Origin of the sequence: Huaxiibacter chinensis, assembly GCF_022171985.1 — a bacterium.
In the GTDB taxonomy this organism is placed as follows: domain Bacteria; phylum Pseudomonadota; class Gammaproteobacteria; order Enterobacterales; family Enterobacteriaceae; genus Enterobacter; species Enterobacter chinensis_A.
In genome coordinates, this window is the sequence record NZ_JAJVHF010000006.1 from 195721 (window position 1) to 212062 (window position 16342).

The following is a 16342-nucleotide window of genomic DNA, read 5'->3' on the forward strand; positions in this document are numbered from 1 at the left end:
TTTGCGTCACTCGGCATTAAAAGGTGAAGCGCGTCACGCTTCTCGCGGTGCCTGCGCATTCAGAAACGGCAGCAGCAACAGAGCAGAAATCCCTGCAGCGATAGCGATGACCGCGAAAAACCCACTCCAGTGCCAGGCGTCGATCACCCGCGCCAGCGGCCAGCCGGACAGCGACGCACCGAGATAGGCAAACAGGCCGACAAAGCCCGTTGCCGCCCCGGCGGCCTCTTTATGCGAGCACTCGGCCGCCGCCATGCCAATCAGCATCTGCGGGCCAAACACAAAGAAACCGGTGGTGAAGAAGCACGCTGCCTGCATCACGTAGCTGGCAAAAGGCATCAGCCACAGCGAACCAACGGAAAGCAAAATCCCGGCGGCGAAGATGAGATTCATCGGGCCGCGGTTGCCGTTAAACAGTTTGTCCGAGCCCCAGCCCGCCACCAGCGCACCGATGAATCCGCCCAGTTCAAACATCGTCACCGCCGAGTTCGCGGTGACCAGGTCCACGCCCAGCGTTTCGGACATGTATAAATTGCCCCAGTCGTTGATCGCCGCACGCACCACGTAGACCAGCACGTAGCAAAGCGACAGCAGCCAGATATAGGGGTTCAGGAGAACGTATTTGGTAAGGATCTCTTTGCGCGTCAGCCCTGCTCCTTCCTGCTGTTGCGCGATATCCATCTCATCGTGCCGCCACTCCCCAACCGGCGGCAGACCCACGGTTTGCGGGCGATCGCGCAAGCGCCAGCACAGAAACAGCCCGGCGACGATCGCCAGAACACCCGCAATCATCATGCCCGTGCGCCAGCCGTAGTGTAGCGCGGCGGCTCCCACTACCATGGGGATCAGCGCCCCGCCAACGTTGTGCGCCGTGTTCCAGATAGCCCACCAGCCGCCGCGCTCGTTACGCGAATACCAGCTGGTAAGCAGACGGGCACACACCGGCGCCCCCCAGCCCTGAAAAAAAGCGTTCAGCGCCCACAGCAGGGCAAAGGCCCAGAGCGAGGTGGAAAAGCCAAACAAAATGTTCACCACGCCGGTGGCGATCAGGCCTATCCCCATGAAATAGCGCGCATTTGAGCGGTCGCTGACGATGCCGGAGAAGAATTTCGACAGACCGTAAGTGATATAAAACAGCGTCGCCAGCAAGCCGATGTCCGTACGCGTCATCACGCCGCTGGCGAGGATTTCCGGGGCGGCGGCGTTGAAGCTCTTACGGGTAAAATAAAACAGCGCGTAGCCCAGCCAGAGGGTGATCAGAATATGGCGTCGCCAGTAACGGTAACGGGCGTCAATGTCGGCGCGGTTACCCACAGGTGCGGCGTTAGCCGGGGTTTTCAGAAACGTGAACATGACAGGTCCTCAGAGATAACGCAGCGGCAGGTTGACGCTGACGCGTGTGCCATGCGTACAGGAAAGGGTCAGCGTACCGCCCAGCGCCGTGACGCGCTCACGCATCCCGGCCAGACCAAAGCCCTCCTGCCCTGAACCGGGCGGCAGGCCGCAACCATCATCTTCAATCACCAGCATCAGACGATCTTTCTGTTGCCAGCCTTTCAGGGCCATCGCCGTCGCGCTGGCGTGTTTCACGATATTGTTCAATCCTTCCTGACAGACACGAAACAGCGTGACGCGCTGGCCTTCGCTCAGCAACGCTTCTTCAATCTTCCAGTCCAGGTGGCTGACGATGCCCCGGCTTTCCAGCTCCATTTCCCGCATCATCGACCGCACGGCCTGCTCAAGCGACAGATCGTCCAGCTGACGCGGGCGTAATCGCCCAAGCAGTCGACGAACGGAGTCGTACACCCCAAGAGAAAGCTGTTCGATATGCGCGCCGCTTTGCTTTACGCCACCGTTCTCTAAGGCGAGGCGCTGGACGATCCCGGCCTGGGTACGTATAGCCGTAATGGTCTGGCCGATATCATCGTGAAGTTCTCGCGCCACTTCCTGACGCACGCTCTCTTCGGTTTCCACCAGCCGCTCGGCCAGACGGCGATTGCGCGCCAGCTCGTTTTGCAGCGACTGATTCAGCTCGCGCAGACGCTGAATGCCGGCTCCCAGCAGCAGTCCGGTGAGGCTTTGTGCCAGCAGCGAGAGCAGCAAATCGACGGGGTGATCGTGCCAGGTCTGGCTGGCAATCAGTGCGATGGCATTCATCAGGGTGGCGATCAGCGCCCCCTGCCAGCCGTAATGCCACGCCAGGGCAATGATCGGCAACGCCAGGCAGAACGGGGTAAAGCGTGAGAGTTCCGCAGGCAGACCCAGCTGCAACCAGAGACTGACGACGAAAAGCAGCAGATACCAGATGAGGTGTCGCGCCCGCCAGTTCACCGGCTGGGACACCAGGGCAGGCCCCAGGGGTTGCCAGACGGTGCTGGTCAGATAGTGCCAGATCACCAGGCACGTCGGCGCCAGCGTCAGGCCGCCGGTCAGGGTGAGCAGTAAAACGGTCAGAGTATCGGTCTGACCGAGCCACGGCAGGGATTGCAGGAGCGCGGCAGCGATCAACGCTCCGCCCTGATGCAACAGCGTTCGCCAGTCGCGCTGATGACGATAGCGGGAGATCAGCGCCGCAGGCAGCAACGTCAACACGCTCCCGATCATCAATAAGGGAACGTGCGCCAGCCCCACTTGCTTTGCCAGCCAAAGGAGCAGTATGCCCTCTGCGCCCAGCAAGACGGGCCAGTAGCCGCGCGGGCACTGCAGCGTTAACCCCAGACGCAGGCCAAACGGAAACAGCAAAACGGCAAGCTCCGGGCGTTCGACCAGATGAAGGCTAATGCTCCACAGGCAGAACCAGGCGGCAGAAAAGATAAAAAAGCAGGCGACAACGGAGATCAGTCGCGACAAAAAAGGGTTCATTGCCAGCCGTCGAACATACGGTGCGCCAGCTCAACGTCGTTACTGACGCCCAGTTTTTCCATCAGGTTAGCGCGGTGGACGTGAACCGTTTTCGGCGACAGCCCAAGCGCCACGGCAATCTCTTTCACCGCCATGCCCTGCACCAGTTTTTCTGCAACCTGACGTTCACGTTTCGTCAGGGGATCCTGGCGGCCTGCGGCCAGCTTGATGGCAATGTCCGGCGTCAGATAACAGCCCCCGGTCGAGACGGTACGCACGGCAGAAATCAGTTCGTCAGGGCTACAGCGCTTCGAGAGAAAACCCCTCGCTCCGGCATTCAGCGCCTGTTCCACCAGCGCCGGGCTGTCGTGGACGGAGAGCATAATCGTCGACATCCCTTTGGGAAGTTGATTCAGCAGCTCCAGCCCGGAGAGGTCCGGCATAGAGATATCACAAATACACACTTGCACGCCGCGCCCCGGCAAGCCCGCCAGCGCCTCGCGGCCCGAGCCAAATTCCGCAACGACCTGAAAATCCGGTTCCAGACTTAAAAGCTGGGCAAAACCAGAGCGGACAATCAGATGATCGTCGATAAGGGCAATGGTGGTCATGTGGCTAACCTTACGGGGAGAAAAACGCGCTTACCTTAACGATAAGCGCGGGGCTGTTCAAGCTGTGAGCGATTTATTCGAAGAAGACCGAGATCTTATTAAACATGGTTGGGTCGGACTGGTTACGAACTACGCGGGTCACATCTTCCAGCTTGTCGATTTGCGCGATCATCTGCTCCAGACGCTGGTCATCATTGACCAGCAGCCAGATCCGGCTCTGTTCACTGCCCTGAATCGGCAAACACAGAATGCCTTCGACGTTAAACGCCCGACGGGCAAAAAGACCGCAAACGTGGGTCATGACCCCAGGATGGTTGCGTACGGTGAGTTCAAGAATGACGTTATCACATTGTTTCTGCATGGCTTATTCCCCCACCATTTCTGTATTGGCCGCACCCGGTGGGACCATTGGATAAACTTTTTGCTGTGCATCGATACGAACGTGAATCAACGCGGGGCCGGGACGGGAAATCGCCTCCTGCAATGCGGCCTGCGGATCCGCTTCGGCGTTTAAATCACAGGCGTGCAGGCCAAATCCAGCGGCGATCTGCATAAAGTTGATCGTTCCCGGATAGGTAGCGGCAAACACGCCCTGCTTATAGAACAGGCTTTGTTGCTGATGCACCAGACCCAGCGCTTCGTTATTCATCAGGATAATTTTTACGTCCAGCTGATTTTCAGCCGCCGTGGCCATCTCCTGAATATTCATCATCAGGCTGCCGTCGCCGGAGAAACAAATCACTTTGCGATCCGGGTTCGCCAGCGCTGCGCCGACCGCCGCAGGCAGACCAAAACCCATGGTGCCAAGGCCGCCGGAGGTCAGCCACTGACGCGGACGGTTCAGGGGATAGGCCTGCGCGGTCCACATCTGATGCTGACCCACGTCTGTCGTAATAATGGCGTTGTCGTCAACGCAGGCGGCCACGGCGTTAATCAGCCCGTAATGGCTCAGGGGATCGCCTTGTGCGGGGATGGCGCTCGGGAATTCCTGCTGCAAATCCGCCACCAGCTTACGCCAGTCGGCGCGGTCAGAGGCGTGCGTTTGCGGAATCAACTGCGCCAGAACCTCGGCAACATCTCCCTGAATCGCCACGTGCGGCTGCTTGATTTTACCGAGTTCAGCACGATCGATGTCGACGTGAATAATTTTGGCATTCGGGCAGAACTGCTCGGTTTTACCAATCGCCCGGTCATCAAAACGTGCGCCCAGCACGATCAGTAAATCCGCCTCCTGCATAATAAAATTGGTGCTGCGCGCCCCGTGCATGCCCAGCATCCCTAATGACAGTGGGTGCGCTTTTGGCAGCATACCCAGCGCCATTAAGGTCATGGTGGTGGGCAGACTAGCTTTTTCGGCGAGTTCACGCGCGGCAGCGGAGGCATTGATCGCCCCGCCGCCCAGATAGAGCACCGGGCGCTGGGCGGCGTTAATCATTGCCGCAGCGTCACGTATGCTTTCCTCGCCGAACTCAGGCGGACGAGTACGCTCACCCGGTTCAGGGAAGTGGTCGATGTCAATCTCTGCGGTCTGGACGTCCTTAGGAATGTCTATCCACACCGGGCCGGGACGGCCAGACTGGGCGATGCGAAAAGCATCGCTAATAACCTGCGGAAGTTCGGCGATATCGCGAACTAAATAGTTATGTTTGGTGATGGGGATAGAGATGCCGTAGGTGTCCACTTCCTGAAACGCATCGGTGCCGATCATGGAGGAAGGAACCTGGCCGGTAATGCAGATCAGTGGAATAGAGTCGAGACGGGCGTCGGCGATGGCCGTAACCAGATTGGTCGCACCCGGGCCGCTACAGGCCATGCACACCGCGGGTTTACCCTGCGTTCGTGCGATGCCTTGGGCAATAAACCCGGCGCCCTGCTCGTGTCGTGCCAGCACGTGACGAATCTGCGTACTTTCGCTCAACGCATCATACAGCGGCAGAACCGTACCGCCCGGGATGCCGGAAACCAGCGTGATGCCCTGACGTTCCAGTAAATGAACGATTAACTGCGCGCCAGTGAAACGCGTTTTTGTGGATGTTGTGCCCGAACTTGCCATGCTCCAGTCCTTTTCTTCTGGGCCTGCGTTCCGGGAAGGGCTCTTAAACGAAAAACCCCGCCCGGTTTGCGCCGGCGGGGTTTTGGATTCGTGTGTTGATCCAGTCCCTACGGCGCGTTGCCGACGACCACCACCACACGTACGACGACCACTGCGGCAGATTGCGCAGTTTTTAGTAGGGTCGACGTCATCATGGAAGTTGTCATTTAGGACCTGTGTTTAGAATCATTGATAGAATTTATACAACCACAGGTTCCGGAGCCTGACAATGGAAATATTTTCATCCACATGAATTTGTGTCAGGGATCACGTTTCGCTTGTCAGGTGCTGAAAACAGCCTGGCTCGATTTTTATCTCATTCGATAAAGAGCGCGGGCGATACGCCAAAGCGTGCAGCCAGCTTTTTAATATGGTTTAACGTGAGCTGACGTTGGCCATTAAGCACCCTTGAAACCATTGATTTACTGCCAATTTCGTCCGGAAAATCAGATAGGGTCAGGTTGTACTGATCCATCAGTGTTTTTAACACTGCAATCCCGGCAGGTATGGCGTTCATCTCCTGGCGTAAGGCAACCATGTCAGGTTGACGCGCCTCATAATGGCTGATTCTTGCACAGACAATATCCAGTAAGGGACTACCGGGTTCATTGACGAGCAAATACTCAACCAGTTCCAGAGCATCGTTGTAATCCTTCTCGCTCGGATGTTCACCTAACAGAGGAACAGCGGCAACAAGGGCATGCGTAGCTTTAATTGCTTCAGCGACGATCGTCATTTCTTCCCCTTAGTGCGATGTTTCTCCGTAAAACGGTCATATTCCTTATGATTGAAAACATGGCGCACATAAAACTTTTGGCTTTCAAAGAAAATGAGAGCCACAACTCTGAGATTGTTGTTTGCAATATCAATCACATAATGCTTATCGAGATACTTAAAATTATCCAGCGTTGGAAAGAGTTTTTTAAGCGCAGCAGGCGTCGGGCAATGGCTTTTTTCGATAATTTTGCCCAGAAAAAGAAGCTCTTCCCTGTATTGAGGAAACTGCCTGACCGCATCCAAAAGAGCTTTCATTGAGATTAAATGCATACTGCATGCCTGCCGCGTCCGTTGCCATTATGGCAACGATATCACGCCTTATCAGCGCGTCAACAGGCATCGTTATTATTGCGATAGCAGAAAACAAAAAACCTCGCCGGAGCGAGGTTTTTTTCAGGGTTTTGCGGTTGGTTTCCGCAGAACACACTGTGTTACGTCAACGCAAAAAGTATACGCGATCGCAGACGAACGCGCAATTTCAGGCACGGATTTTGACGTTTTGAAGTATGGATCGGCTGCTGAATTTTGTCCATAAAATACTGTTCATGCATACAGTATTTATCTATACTGAGATTGTTCGCAGTGAGCGAGGGGGCCGCAATTTAACCGGCGCAACGAAGTCCTGGCTGAAACGGGTGGTGCCGTCAGTGCCTTAACCCCCTGAAGTGAGCACACTGTGTTACGTCAATAAAGGTGCTGGCCACAGGCGGCGGAAAGGTACGCCAGCATCGTGCTCCTTTGAACCAAAAGGAGACGCGTATGAGCGTCGTGGATATGGTGGTTTTAATCCTCAAACTCATTGTTGCGGTACTGCAACTGCTTGATGCCGTCCTGAAATACCTGCGGTGATTCAGGTTCAAGTCGCACCTGAGAGGGGCGGGAAACCGCCCCTCTTTAATAACGAGGGAATGCTATGTCACGTCTGTTAATTGAGCCGGTTACGCCTGATGAGCCGGGATATATCGCGCTAAAAGCCGAGAGTCTCGCGCTGAATTTCAATATGCTGCGCCGGCTCGAGGAGAACTGGCAGCGCGGTGAAAATCGTTTCAATGCCCCGGGTGAAAAGCTGCTGGGCGCGTTTCTCAACGGGAAACTGGTGGGCGTATGTGGGTTAAACCGCGATCCCTTTAGCCAGCAACCGCGCGCCGGGCGTATTCGTCATTTGTACGTCAGTGAAAAGTGCCGTGGTATGGGGATCGGTAAACAGCTCCTTTCCGTGGTGATGGCCGATGCCAGTATCTGGTTTGATTTCCTGAATACCCATGCGCCGCAGGCGGCATACGGTTTTTATCATCACGCCGGTTTTCGCCTGGTGGCCGACGAGCCGCGGGTTACGCACCGTCTGTTTTGCGCCGTATAACGAACTGGCGGCCTCTCGGCGTGAATGTTACATTTATGTGACATCCATCGCCTGAAAGCATTATGACTCTCACCGTTTTCGCCATTTTACTCTTCGCCGCACTGTTACATGCCAGCTGGAACGCCATCGTAAAAGCCGGTACGGACAAGCTCTACTCTGCCATTAGCGTGAGTGGCTCAGCCGCCATTATTGCGCTGGTACTGCTGCCCTTCTCGCCTCAACCTGCAATGGCAAGCTGGCCTTATCTGGTTATCTCATGCGCGTTACAGGTGGTGTATACGGTCCTTGTGGCCAGAACCTATCAGGTTTCGGATATGAGTCAGACCTACCCGCTGATGCGCGGCACGGCGCCGTTGCTGGTGGCGCTCGTCAGCGTGCTGGTGCTGGGTGACCCTTTATCAGGGCTTGCCTGGTGCGGCATTGGCGTGGTGTGCCTGTCGATCCTCACCATGGCGCTGGCCGGGCGAATGCAGTCGCGTAAAGGGATCTGGCTGGCGCTTATTAACGCCTGTTTTATCGCCGGATACACTCTGGTGGACGGCACCGGCGTCAGGCTCTCTGAAACCGCCCTCGGCTATACGCTCTGGACGTTCTTTATGAACGGTTTTTGTCTGCTTTGCTGGGCCATGGTGGCGCGGCGTCGGCAGGCGTCACATTACCTGCGTCTGCACTGGAAAAAAGGGCTCCTCGGCGGCGTCGGGACCATGGGGTCATATGGCCTGGCATTATGGGCGATGACGCAGGCTCCGCTGGCGGTGGTCGCCGCACTGCGCGAGACCTCAATTCTGTTTGGGGCGCTGATTGCTTTTCTTCTTTTAAAAGAGAAAGTTGCAGGTCTGCGTATTCTTGCGGCGCTGGGTATCGCAGGCGGAGCGATCTTACTGAGGCTGGCGTAAGGAACTGGCAACTTTAGTTGCCGATATTGTCTACAAATCCTGCCTTCATCCTTCCATTCATACATCTGCTAAATACTTAACTTGCCATCTGATTGTGATAGATTCCTCGCGCATTTATGGGAATGCGTAGTCACTTATTCTTTCTTTTCGACTTTTGGCAAAAGTATTCAGCGACATGAAAAAGCAAAGGAACGTTAATTTACTGTTGATGCTGGTGTTACTGGTCGCCGTCGGACAGATGGCGCAAACCATCTATATCCCGGCGATTGCGGACATGGCGATTGCGCTAAACGTCCGCGAAGGCGCGGTTCAGAGCGTGATGGCCGCTTATCTGCTGACCTACGGCGTCTCACAACTCTTTTATGGCCCCTTGTCCGATCGCGTCGGTCGCCGGCCGGTGATTCTGGTGGGAATGTCCATTTTTATGGTCGCGACGGTCATTGCCATCACCACCCATAGCCTGCCTGTTTTGATCGCGGCCAGCGCTCTGCAAGGCATGGGCACGGGCGTTGGCGGTGTGATGGCGCGAACGCTGCCGCGCGATATGTATCAGGGAACGCAGCTTCGCCATGCGAACAGCCTGCTTAACATGGGGATTCTGGTGAGCCCGCTTCTGGCACCGCTTATTGGCGGCGTGCTGGACAGCATCTGGTCATGGCGCGCCTGTTACGCCTTCCTGCTGGTCTTGTGCGTTATCGTCACCTTCAGTATGGCGCGCTGGATGCCTGAAACGCGTCCGACAGAGGCACCACGCACCCGGCTGATGGCCAGCTATAAGACCTTGTTCGGGAATGGCGCATTCAGCTGCTATCTGCTGATGCTGATTGGCGGCCTGGCGGGGATCGCGGTGTTCGAAGCCTGCTCCGGCGTTTTACTCGGTGCGGGGCTTGGCCTGAGCAGTATGGTGGTCAGCATTCTTTTTATCCTGCCTATCCCTGCGGCCTTTTTCGGCGCATGGTTCGCCGGACGGCCGAACAAACGCTTTTCCACGTTAATGTGGCAGTCGGTGATCAGCTGCCTGGCGGCAGGGCTGATGATGTGGATCCCGGGGCTGCTCGGAGTGATGACGGTCTGGACACTGCTTATCCCGGCAGCGTTATTTTTCTTCGGCGCCGGCATGCTCTTCCCCCTCGCCACCAGCGGCGCGATGGAGCCTTTCCCGTTCCTCGCGGGCACCGCCGGGGCGCTGGTCGGTGGCCTGCAAAATATTGGCTCTGGCGTGCTGGCCTGGCTGTCCGCCATGATGCCGCAGACCGGCCAGTCTAGCCTGGGTTTACTGATGACCCTGATGGGGCTATTGATTTTGCTGTGCTGGCTGCCGCTGGCTTCACGCGAGCCGCATCACGAGCAGACGATTTAATGAGATGATGGCCCGGCTTATCGTCGGGCTTGTCGCAATCCGGCGTCATCATGGCCTGGAGCAACGGCTCCAGCCCCGGACGCCACGCCCCCTCTTCCCCATCGTAAAACTGAAAATCGGCGTTAATCGCATAGGGTATTTTTGCCTTTTGCAGCTCGCAGGCCATAAAGCTGGCAAAGGCGCGTTGCGATGCCGTGGGCGTCAGATGGATAGACTCTCCCACACCCCAGCCGCCGACCCAGCTGACATGTCCGGTTTTTTGCTGCCAGTGTAGCGCGGCATTTATCCGGCTGCGGATCGCCGTTTTTTCGGCAGCGGTGCCGGACGTCCAGGGATATTTTCCATTACTCTTCAGCGGCCCCCAGGGGAAGATATGCCACTCCCCCAGCACCGTGTTTTGACTCTGTGCGGGGAGCCTGAGGCTGGTTAACTCTTCCGGCGCCGCTCGCAAGCGCGGTGCCACAAAGATCATCCTCCCGGCATCGATACTGTGTATCGCTTTGATGGATTTCTCATAGACGCGATTAAGCGAAGCAGGATTGTGATTGAGCTTATCCGCGGGTTCATAAATCAGATCAAACCCCAGTAGCGGGTAACTCTGGCCAAAATAATGCGCTACCGCACTCCACCAGTTCACCACCTCTTTTTCATTATCCGCTTTCGGATCGCTTTTATACCGATCGGCCTGATAGGCGATAATGGGGATCACGCCGTACTGGTTGCAGGCCTCCACCAGTTTGCGCAGATGAATGAGCCGCGCTTCCGTGGGCTCGCCCGCCACGCGAATGCGTACGTGGGTGATACCTTTGGCGCGAAAATCACGTACAACCAGCGGGTCGAACTCCCGAATACCCCGCTCGGTTCGCGCCCAGTCCACGGCCATTCCGGTGCCCAGCATCTGCGCATAGCGCGCAGCCGTGAGCGGTGGCTCAGCGGCAAAGCTCCAGCCCGTGGTGAAAAGCAGCGCGGCGGCAATCAATGGTTTTAACACGGTTAACCTTGCGAGAAATCAGAAGCAATACTCTGTATTTAGCACGCTTTTTCCGGTTTGGTGTAGAGCCAAAGGGTAATAATTCTTTCTCAAGACTGGGTTTTTCACCCGTTGATTACGCGGTGACGAACGGGACGCCGGCTTTGCTGCCGTGCAAAACATAAAACGCATTCGCGACAGCGGCACGAGACTGGCCCTGCCCAGAACCACAGCGACATTTATTGCCCCGGGGGTTGCATCTCACTGCTCGTTCCTGCTTTCCTTACCTATCTGAGCGCGAAGAGACATCCTATGGAACACGCAAAAATCACCGCCTTAACCACGCAATTTCCTCTTGTCGAGGCGCTGATTGCGCTGAAAGAGACCACCTGGCTGAATCCACGCGCGACCACGCTCGCTGAAGGGTTGCCGTATGTCGGGCTGAGCAAAGCCGATGTGGACGACGCGCATGCACGCCTCAACCGCTTTGCGCCGTATCTGGCAAACGCGTTCCCCGAAACGGCGGCCACACAGGGGATTATCGAATCCGAACTGGTGGCGATTCCGGCGATGCACAAGAGGCTGGAGAACGAATCGGGGGTGGCTATTCCCGGCACGCTGCTGCTGAAAAAAGACAGTCATTTGCCCATTTCCGGCTCCATTAAAGCGCGCGGGGGCATCTATGAAGTGCTGACCCACGCCGAGAAACTGGCGCGGGAAGCAGGGTTGCTGAGCGTCGAAGACGATTACCGCATTCTGCTGGAGCCGCGCTTTAAAGCGTTCTTCAGCCAGTACAGCATTGCCGTGGGATCCACCGGCAACCTCGGAATGTCCATTGGCATCATGAGCGCGCGTATCGGCTTTAAGGTCACGGTGCATATGTCCGCCGACGCCCGCGAATGGAAGAAAGCCAAACTACGCAGCCACGGTGTGATCGTCGTGGAATATGAGCAGGATTACGGCGTGGCGGTGGAGCAAGGGCGCAAGGCCGCGGAGAGCGATCCGAACTGTTTCTTTATCGACGATGAAAACTCCCGCACGCTGTTCCTGGGCTATGCGGTGGCAGGCGAGCGGCTAAAAGCCCAGTTTGCCGCCCAGGGCCGCGTGGTGGATGCGGACCATCCGCTGTACGTCTATCTGCCGTGCGGTGTCGGTGGCGGTCCCGGTGGCGTGGCGTTTGGCCTGAAGCTGGCCTTTGGCGACCACGTGCATTGTTTCTTTGCCGAACCGACGCACTCTCCGTGCATGCTGCTGGGCGTCTACACCGGGCTGCATGATGCCATCGCCGTGCAGGATCTGGGTATCGACAACGTGACGGCCGCCGACGGGCTGGCGGTTGGACGCGCGTCTGGCTTCGTGGGGCGGGCGATGGAGCGGTTGCTTGACGGGTTCTATACCCTCTCCGATCAAAGCATGTACGACATGCTCGGCTGGCTGGCACAGGAAGAAGGCATTCGTCTGGAGCCGTCGGCGCTGGCGGGCATGGCAGGGCCGGTGCGCGTGCCTGTCGCCTCCGCGAACGCGACCCATCTGGTCTGGGCGACCGGCGGCGGAATGGTGCCGGAAGACGAGATGGCGAACTACCTGGCTAAAGGGAAAAGATAAACTGCAGATGGGTGGCCGCAAACAGCAGTGACAACGACAGCACCGCGAGGGCGATGAGGAATTTATCGCGCACCGCCTTCGGCTGTACAAAATCATCCTGCGCCACATCCATAACGTTGCGACTGCGGGTATAGCGCCACAAAACGATCGCCACGAGCGCCAGCACGACCAGTGAGATCCAGAAGGGGACACCGGTGCGATGCCAGTTGTGCTTGATCGCAAGGGCAATCAGCGCGCCATACCCCAGCAGCGTCCGCAGCCAGGCCAGCGACGTCCGCTCCGGCTGCAGGCCGGGGTCGGCTTCGCGTCGCGCTTTGCGGCTATCCGGCATACAACACCAGCACCATCACTACGCCCGCCACCGCCAGCAACATCGTGCTGATGATGAGCAACCCGCGCGTATAGGGGAGGTCTTGCTTGAGCCGCATCGCCTTTTCATTACGCAGCCAGCGCAAATAGCCGTAGATCGCCAGCACGCCGGCAAACAGACACAGCAGCAGCGCCAGCACTTCACGAATCAGTGGGGTGGCAAAATCCGGCGCAAGCTGATCGAGGCCCACACCTGCGGCAAGAAAACCGAGTGCGGTTCGAATCCACGCCAAAAACGTGCGCTCGTTAGCCAGCGAGAAGCGATAATCCGGCGCTTCACCAAGGCGGGAGATTTTCATGAAGAGTCCTTGTCTGATGCAGGCAGGTTCCAGCATAGCGTAAATCGACAAGGACAAGGAGACCGGCATCGGGCGATGCCGGTCAGGAAGATCACTGTAGCGCTGGCCAGTAGGCTTTATTGGCCTCGATCAGATCGTCCAGAATCGCTTTCGCAACGGAGGCGCTCGGCACCGTTTTCGACAGCGTTATCGCCTGCCACAGTTTGTTATACGAGCGATGCTCCCAGGCATCAACGACCAGTTTTTCTACCGCCACCTGCTGGCTCATCAACCCTTTCTGGAAGTGCGGAATATCGCCCACGGTTAACGGCTCCGGCCCGTTATGACCGACCAGGCAGGGAATTTCAACCATCGCGTCGGCATCAAAGTTATGAATGGCACCGTTGTTAGGCACAATCAGCAGCATGCGCTCCTGCGTATTAAACGCAATGGCTGTCGCCAGGTCGACGATGTACGACGCATGTTCGTCGATTTCCAGCTCCCCGGCAGAAGATACACCGGCTTCGATAATCGCCCGGCAGGCGCTGAACACATGCTTCTCACGATGATCCATCACCTCGTTAGCGCGCGTGCGTTCCGGATTCGAGTGTGCAACCACGTAGTCCGGGAAGAGATAGTATTTCAGATAGGTGTTCGGCAGCGTGTCGGGATCCAAGGCCTGTACGTCTCTCGCCTTCGCAAAAGTATCATTCCAGCTGGCTTCGGTATGGGCATCCTCGGCCGGCGGAACATAGCCATTCTTCGCAACATAATCCCGTAACGCAGGCATTAAATCATTACCCTTGAGATCTTCGACCGATGTCCACCAGCCAAAGTGATTCAGGCCGTAATAACGTACCCGCATCTCTTTACGATCTTTTAGACCGACGATTTGCGCCATTCGTCCTTCAATGCCAATGGGCATATCGCAGATATTGAGAATTTTAGCGTTCGGGCGCAGGCGGCGGGTCGCTTCCGCCACAATCGCAGCCGGGTTGGAATAGTTCAGCATCCACGCTTCTGGCGAGTACTGCTCCATGAAGTCCACTAATTCCAGTACGCCGCCAATAGAGCGCATACCGTAGGAGATGCCGCCCGGGCCGCAGGTTTCCTGGCCCAACACGCCATGGCGCAGCGGAATTTTTTCGTCCTGTTCGCGCATCGGGTATTTACCCACGCGAATATGTGCCATGACAAAATCGACATCGGTGAAAGCCGCTTTTGGATCGGTGGTATAGCTAAATTCAATCTCCGGCGCCTGTTCCTGGAGAATGATTTTGCACGCTTCGGCGATGATCTCCTGGCGCGCACCGTCGTTGTCATAGAACTTCAGCGTGCGCAGCGGGAAACGATCGCGGTTTGCCAGCAGCATCAGGACAATACCTGGCGTGAAGGTGCTACCGCCGCCTGCAATAACAACTGAGAATCTTTTCATGATACAGCCTCTGTCAGGGTAATGGAGTCGTGGGAGGAAGGGGTTTTCATCAGCGATTCAAGCTGTTCGCGAACCTGTGGAACGTGCAGCCCGACAATCACCTGGATACCGTTGCCGCGTCGCACCACGCCGTGGGCGCCCAGCGCTTTAAAAACGTCGTCGCTTTGGGTATTCGCCATATCAACCAGCGCGATTCGTAAGCGGGTGGCGCAATTATTGATGCTGTCGATATTGGCGGCGCCGCCAAGCGCCTGTAAGAAACCGGCTGCCTGACCGACCTGTTGGCTTGCCGCCGCAGGCGCCGTGGTTTGCCCACGTGAAGCCTTATAGTCAGCCTTGCTATAGAGTTTGACCTCGCTCTCTTCGCGCCCCGGCGTTTTAAGATTCAGGCGCTCAATCAGCGTCTTGAAGACCATAAAGTAGAGGCCGGTGAAGCCCAGGCCAATGCCCACCTGGATGAAAACCGTCGAAGCATGATTGTGGAACATCGGGATCCAGTTTTGCGGCAGGAACTGGTCAAGCAACCCGCCGCCCATATTGCCCACGACGCCGAAGACGTACATCATCGTCGCCATGGTCGCGGCCAGTACCGCGTGGACGGCAAACAGCAGCGGTGAAATAAACAGGAAGGTAAACTCCAGCGGCTCGGTGATGCCGACCAGCACAGCGGTCAGCGTAGCCGGGATCAGCAGTCCCGCGACTTTCACCCGGTTTTCTGGCGCGGCGGTGTACCACAGCGCCAGCGCAATCCCGACGGAACCAAACACTTTTGAGTTACCGTGCAGGGCAAAGCCGCCTTCCGGGAATAAGGTTTTCAGGGGTTCAGTGCTTTGGCTGAATTCCTGTAAATGCTGCGCCCAGTAAACCTGAATACCGCCTTCAACGACTGCCGGGCCAAAAATAAAGGGACCGTAGACAAAATGGTGCAGTCCGGTAGGGATTAAAATACGCTCCAGGAAGGTGTACACCCACACCCCCAACGCGCCCGCAGAGCGTAAGAATGCCTGTAGCGATTCGATGCCCATTTGAACTTTCGGCCAGCCAAGCAGGGTCAGCCAGGCGCAGGGAATCATCACAAAGAAAGCGATAATGACGACAAACGAGGTGCCCTGAAATATGCCCAGAAAAACCGGAAGTGGTTTGTCGAAAAAACGGTTATGGATAGCGGTTACCAGCCCGGAAATAATAATGGCGCCAATAATGCTGGTATCGAGCGTTTTAATTCCGGCGATCATCGCCAGCCCGCTGCCTGCGGTAGGTTCAGCCATAAAATTCACGCCAAAGAATTGCCCCCAGGTCATTCCCATAGCGTTGATAAAGTAGTTCCAGGTCAGGAAGCTGATCAGCACCGCCAGGCAGGCCCGGCCCTGAGCCTGCTTTGCCAGGCCAATCGGAAGTCCGACAGCGAAGATGAGGGGCATATTGCGAAAGACGGCCCAGCCACCTTCTTCAATAATATGGACAATCTGGGCAAATAAATGATTGGGTGCGGTTAAGGCCTCACCCACAAAAAGCGGGTTGCGCAGCATAATGGCAATGCCCACCACCATGCCCGCAAAAGGAAATAAAAGCACCGGGGTAAACATGGCGCCGCCGAAACGTTGTATTTGACTGAGCATCTTGAAATCCTCATTAAACAACCTGTAGGGGAAGAGGCCTTTTTGGTTTTGTACTGGCCTGAAAGGAGAATAAGAACTCGCTTAGCCGTTCACATGGCCTGCCGCTGCGATTCGTGATCGCATTCATGG

At 56.7% G+C, this 16342-nt stretch carries 18 protein-coding genes; 5 read left to right on the forward strand and 13 right to left on the reverse strand.

From position 1 onward, the window contains the following. Positions 1 to 33: 33 nt before the first annotated feature. The 8 genes from LZP96_RS15610 to LZP96_RS15645 all read right to left on the reverse strand — a co-directional run bounded on the left by LZP96_RS15610 (position 34) and on the right by LZP96_RS15645 (position 6591). Positions 34 to 1353: an MFS transporter gene (locus tag LZP96_RS15610; protein ID WP_064324246.1), complete on the reverse strand. Its 1320-nt coding sequence runs from the start codon at positions 1351 to 1353 to the stop codon at positions 34 to 36. A 9-nt stretch (positions 1354 to 1362) separates the two neighbouring features. Beyond that, positions 1363 to 2862 (reverse strand): signal transduction histidine-protein kinase/phosphatase UhpB, encoded by a 1500-nt coding sequence (gene uhpB / locus LZP96_RS15615; protein WP_258926161.1) that lies wholly within the window; start codon positions 2860 to 2862, stop codon positions 1363 to 1365. After that, positions 2859 to 3452, reverse strand: a complete 594-nt coding sequence (uhpA, locus tag LZP96_RS15620; protein WP_064324244.1) for a response regulator transcription factor UhpA — start codon at positions 3450 to 3452, stop codon at positions 2859 to 2861. The genes uhpB and uhpA overlap by 4 nt, the downstream gene beginning before the upstream one ends. A gap of 73 nt (positions 3453 to 3525) precedes the next feature. Beyond that, entirely contained in the window at positions 3526 to 3813 is a 288-nt protein-coding gene (gene ilvN, locus LZP96_RS15625) for an acetolactate synthase small subunit (RefSeq protein WP_064324243.1), read from the reverse strand. A 3-nt stretch (positions 3814 to 3816) separates the two neighbouring features. Further along, on the reverse strand, positions 3817 to 5505 hold the full coding sequence (gene ilvB, locus LZP96_RS15630) for an acetolactate synthase large subunit (protein WP_064324242.1): 1689 nt from the start codon (positions 5503 to 5505) through the stop codon (positions 3817 to 3819). Positions 5506 to 5612: 107 nt separating this feature from the next. Next, entirely contained in the window at positions 5613 to 5711 is a 99-nt protein-coding gene (ivbL, locus tag LZP96_RS15635) for an ilvB operon leader peptide IvbL (protein WP_071892292.1), read from the reverse strand. 149 nt (positions 5712 to 5860) lie between these two features. Beyond that, on the reverse strand, positions 5861 to 6280 hold the full coding sequence (locus LZP96_RS15640) for a helix-turn-helix domain-containing protein (RefSeq protein WP_064324241.1): 420 nt from the start codon (positions 6278 to 6280) through the stop codon (positions 5861 to 5863). Next, positions 6277 to 6591 (reverse strand): type II toxin-antitoxin system HigB family toxin, encoded by a 315-nt coding sequence (locus LZP96_RS15645; RefSeq protein ID WP_064324240.1) that lies wholly within the window; start codon positions 6589 to 6591, stop codon positions 6277 to 6279. Before LZP96_RS15645 ends, LZP96_RS15640 begins: the two co-directional genes overlap by 4 nt. A gap of 489 nt (positions 6592 to 7080) precedes the next feature. Here LZP96_RS15645 and tisB point away from each other — a divergent pair, with 489 nt between their 5' ends. The 4 genes from tisB to emrD all read left to right on the forward strand — a co-directional run bounded on the left by tisB (position 7081) and on the right by emrD (position 9937). Then, positions 7081 to 7170 (forward strand): type I toxin-antitoxin system toxin TisB, encoded by a 90-nt coding sequence (gene tisB / locus LZP96_RS15650; RefSeq protein WP_071599731.1) that lies wholly within the window; start codon positions 7081 to 7083, stop codon positions 7168 to 7170. Positions 7171 to 7234: 64 nt separating this feature from the next. Further along, positions 7235 to 7681 (forward strand): GNAT family N-acetyltransferase, encoded by a 447-nt coding sequence (locus tag LZP96_RS15655; RefSeq protein WP_064324239.1) that lies wholly within the window; start codon positions 7235 to 7237, stop codon positions 7679 to 7681. Between the two features lie 62 nt (positions 7682 to 7743). Beyond that, positions 7744 to 8577, forward strand: coding sequence for an EamA family transporter (locus LZP96_RS15660; RefSeq protein WP_064324238.1), 834 nt, complete (start codon positions 7744 to 7746; stop codon positions 8575 to 8577). A 175-nt stretch (positions 8578 to 8752) separates the two neighbouring features. Beyond that, on the forward strand, positions 8753 to 9937 hold the full coding sequence (gene emrD / locus LZP96_RS15665) for a multidrug efflux MFS transporter EmrD (RefSeq protein WP_064328044.1): 1185 nt from the start codon (positions 8753 to 8755) through the stop codon (positions 9935 to 9937). Here emrD and LZP96_RS15670 read toward each other — a convergent pair. Beyond that, a complete protein-coding gene (locus LZP96_RS15670) occupies positions 9840 to 10928 on the reverse strand; it encodes a cellulase family glycosylhydrolase (RefSeq protein ID WP_064324237.1) in 1089 nt (362 codons plus the stop codon). The two genes, emrD and LZP96_RS15670, sit on opposite strands and share 98 nt — an antisense overlap. Positions 10929 to 11219: 291 nt before the next feature. Between LZP96_RS15670 and dsdA the strand changes: the two genes are divergently transcribed. After that, the gene (gene dsdA / locus LZP96_RS15675; protein WP_064324236.1) at positions 11220 to 12512 is read left to right on the forward strand and encodes a D-serine ammonia-lyase; all 1293 of its coding nucleotides are present in this window, start codon (positions 11220 to 11222) and stop codon (positions 12510 to 12512) included. On the opposite strand, the gene LZP96_RS15680 is transcribed toward dsdA, so the two are convergent. The 4 genes from LZP96_RS15680 to LZP96_RS15695 form a co-directional block, all read right to left on the reverse strand. Beyond that, on the reverse strand, positions 12496 to 12843 hold the full coding sequence (locus LZP96_RS15680) for a DUF202 domain-containing protein (RefSeq protein ID WP_064324235.1): 348 nt from the start codon (positions 12841 to 12843) through the stop codon (positions 12496 to 12498). The two genes, dsdA and LZP96_RS15680, sit on opposite strands and share 17 nt — an antisense overlap. Beyond that, positions 12833 to 13180 carry a YidH family protein gene (locus LZP96_RS15685; protein ID WP_064324234.1) on the reverse strand — a complete coding sequence of 116 codons (348 nt, stop codon included), beginning with the start codon at positions 13178 to 13180 and terminating at the stop codon, positions 12833 to 12835. Before LZP96_RS15685 ends, LZP96_RS15680 begins: the two co-directional genes overlap by 11 nt. A 91-nt stretch (positions 13181 to 13271) precedes the next feature. Then, a complete protein-coding gene (locus LZP96_RS15690; protein ID WP_064324233.1) occupies positions 13272 to 14594 on the reverse strand; it encodes a 6-phospho-alpha-glucosidase in 1323 nt (440 codons plus the stop codon). Then, positions 14591 to 16213, reverse strand: coding sequence for an alpha-glucoside-specific PTS transporter subunit IIBC (locus LZP96_RS15695; protein WP_064324232.1), 1623 nt, complete (start codon positions 16211 to 16213; stop codon positions 14591 to 14593). Before LZP96_RS15695 ends, LZP96_RS15690 begins: the two co-directional genes overlap by 4 nt. Between the last annotated feature and the right edge of the window lie 129 nt (positions 16214 to 16342).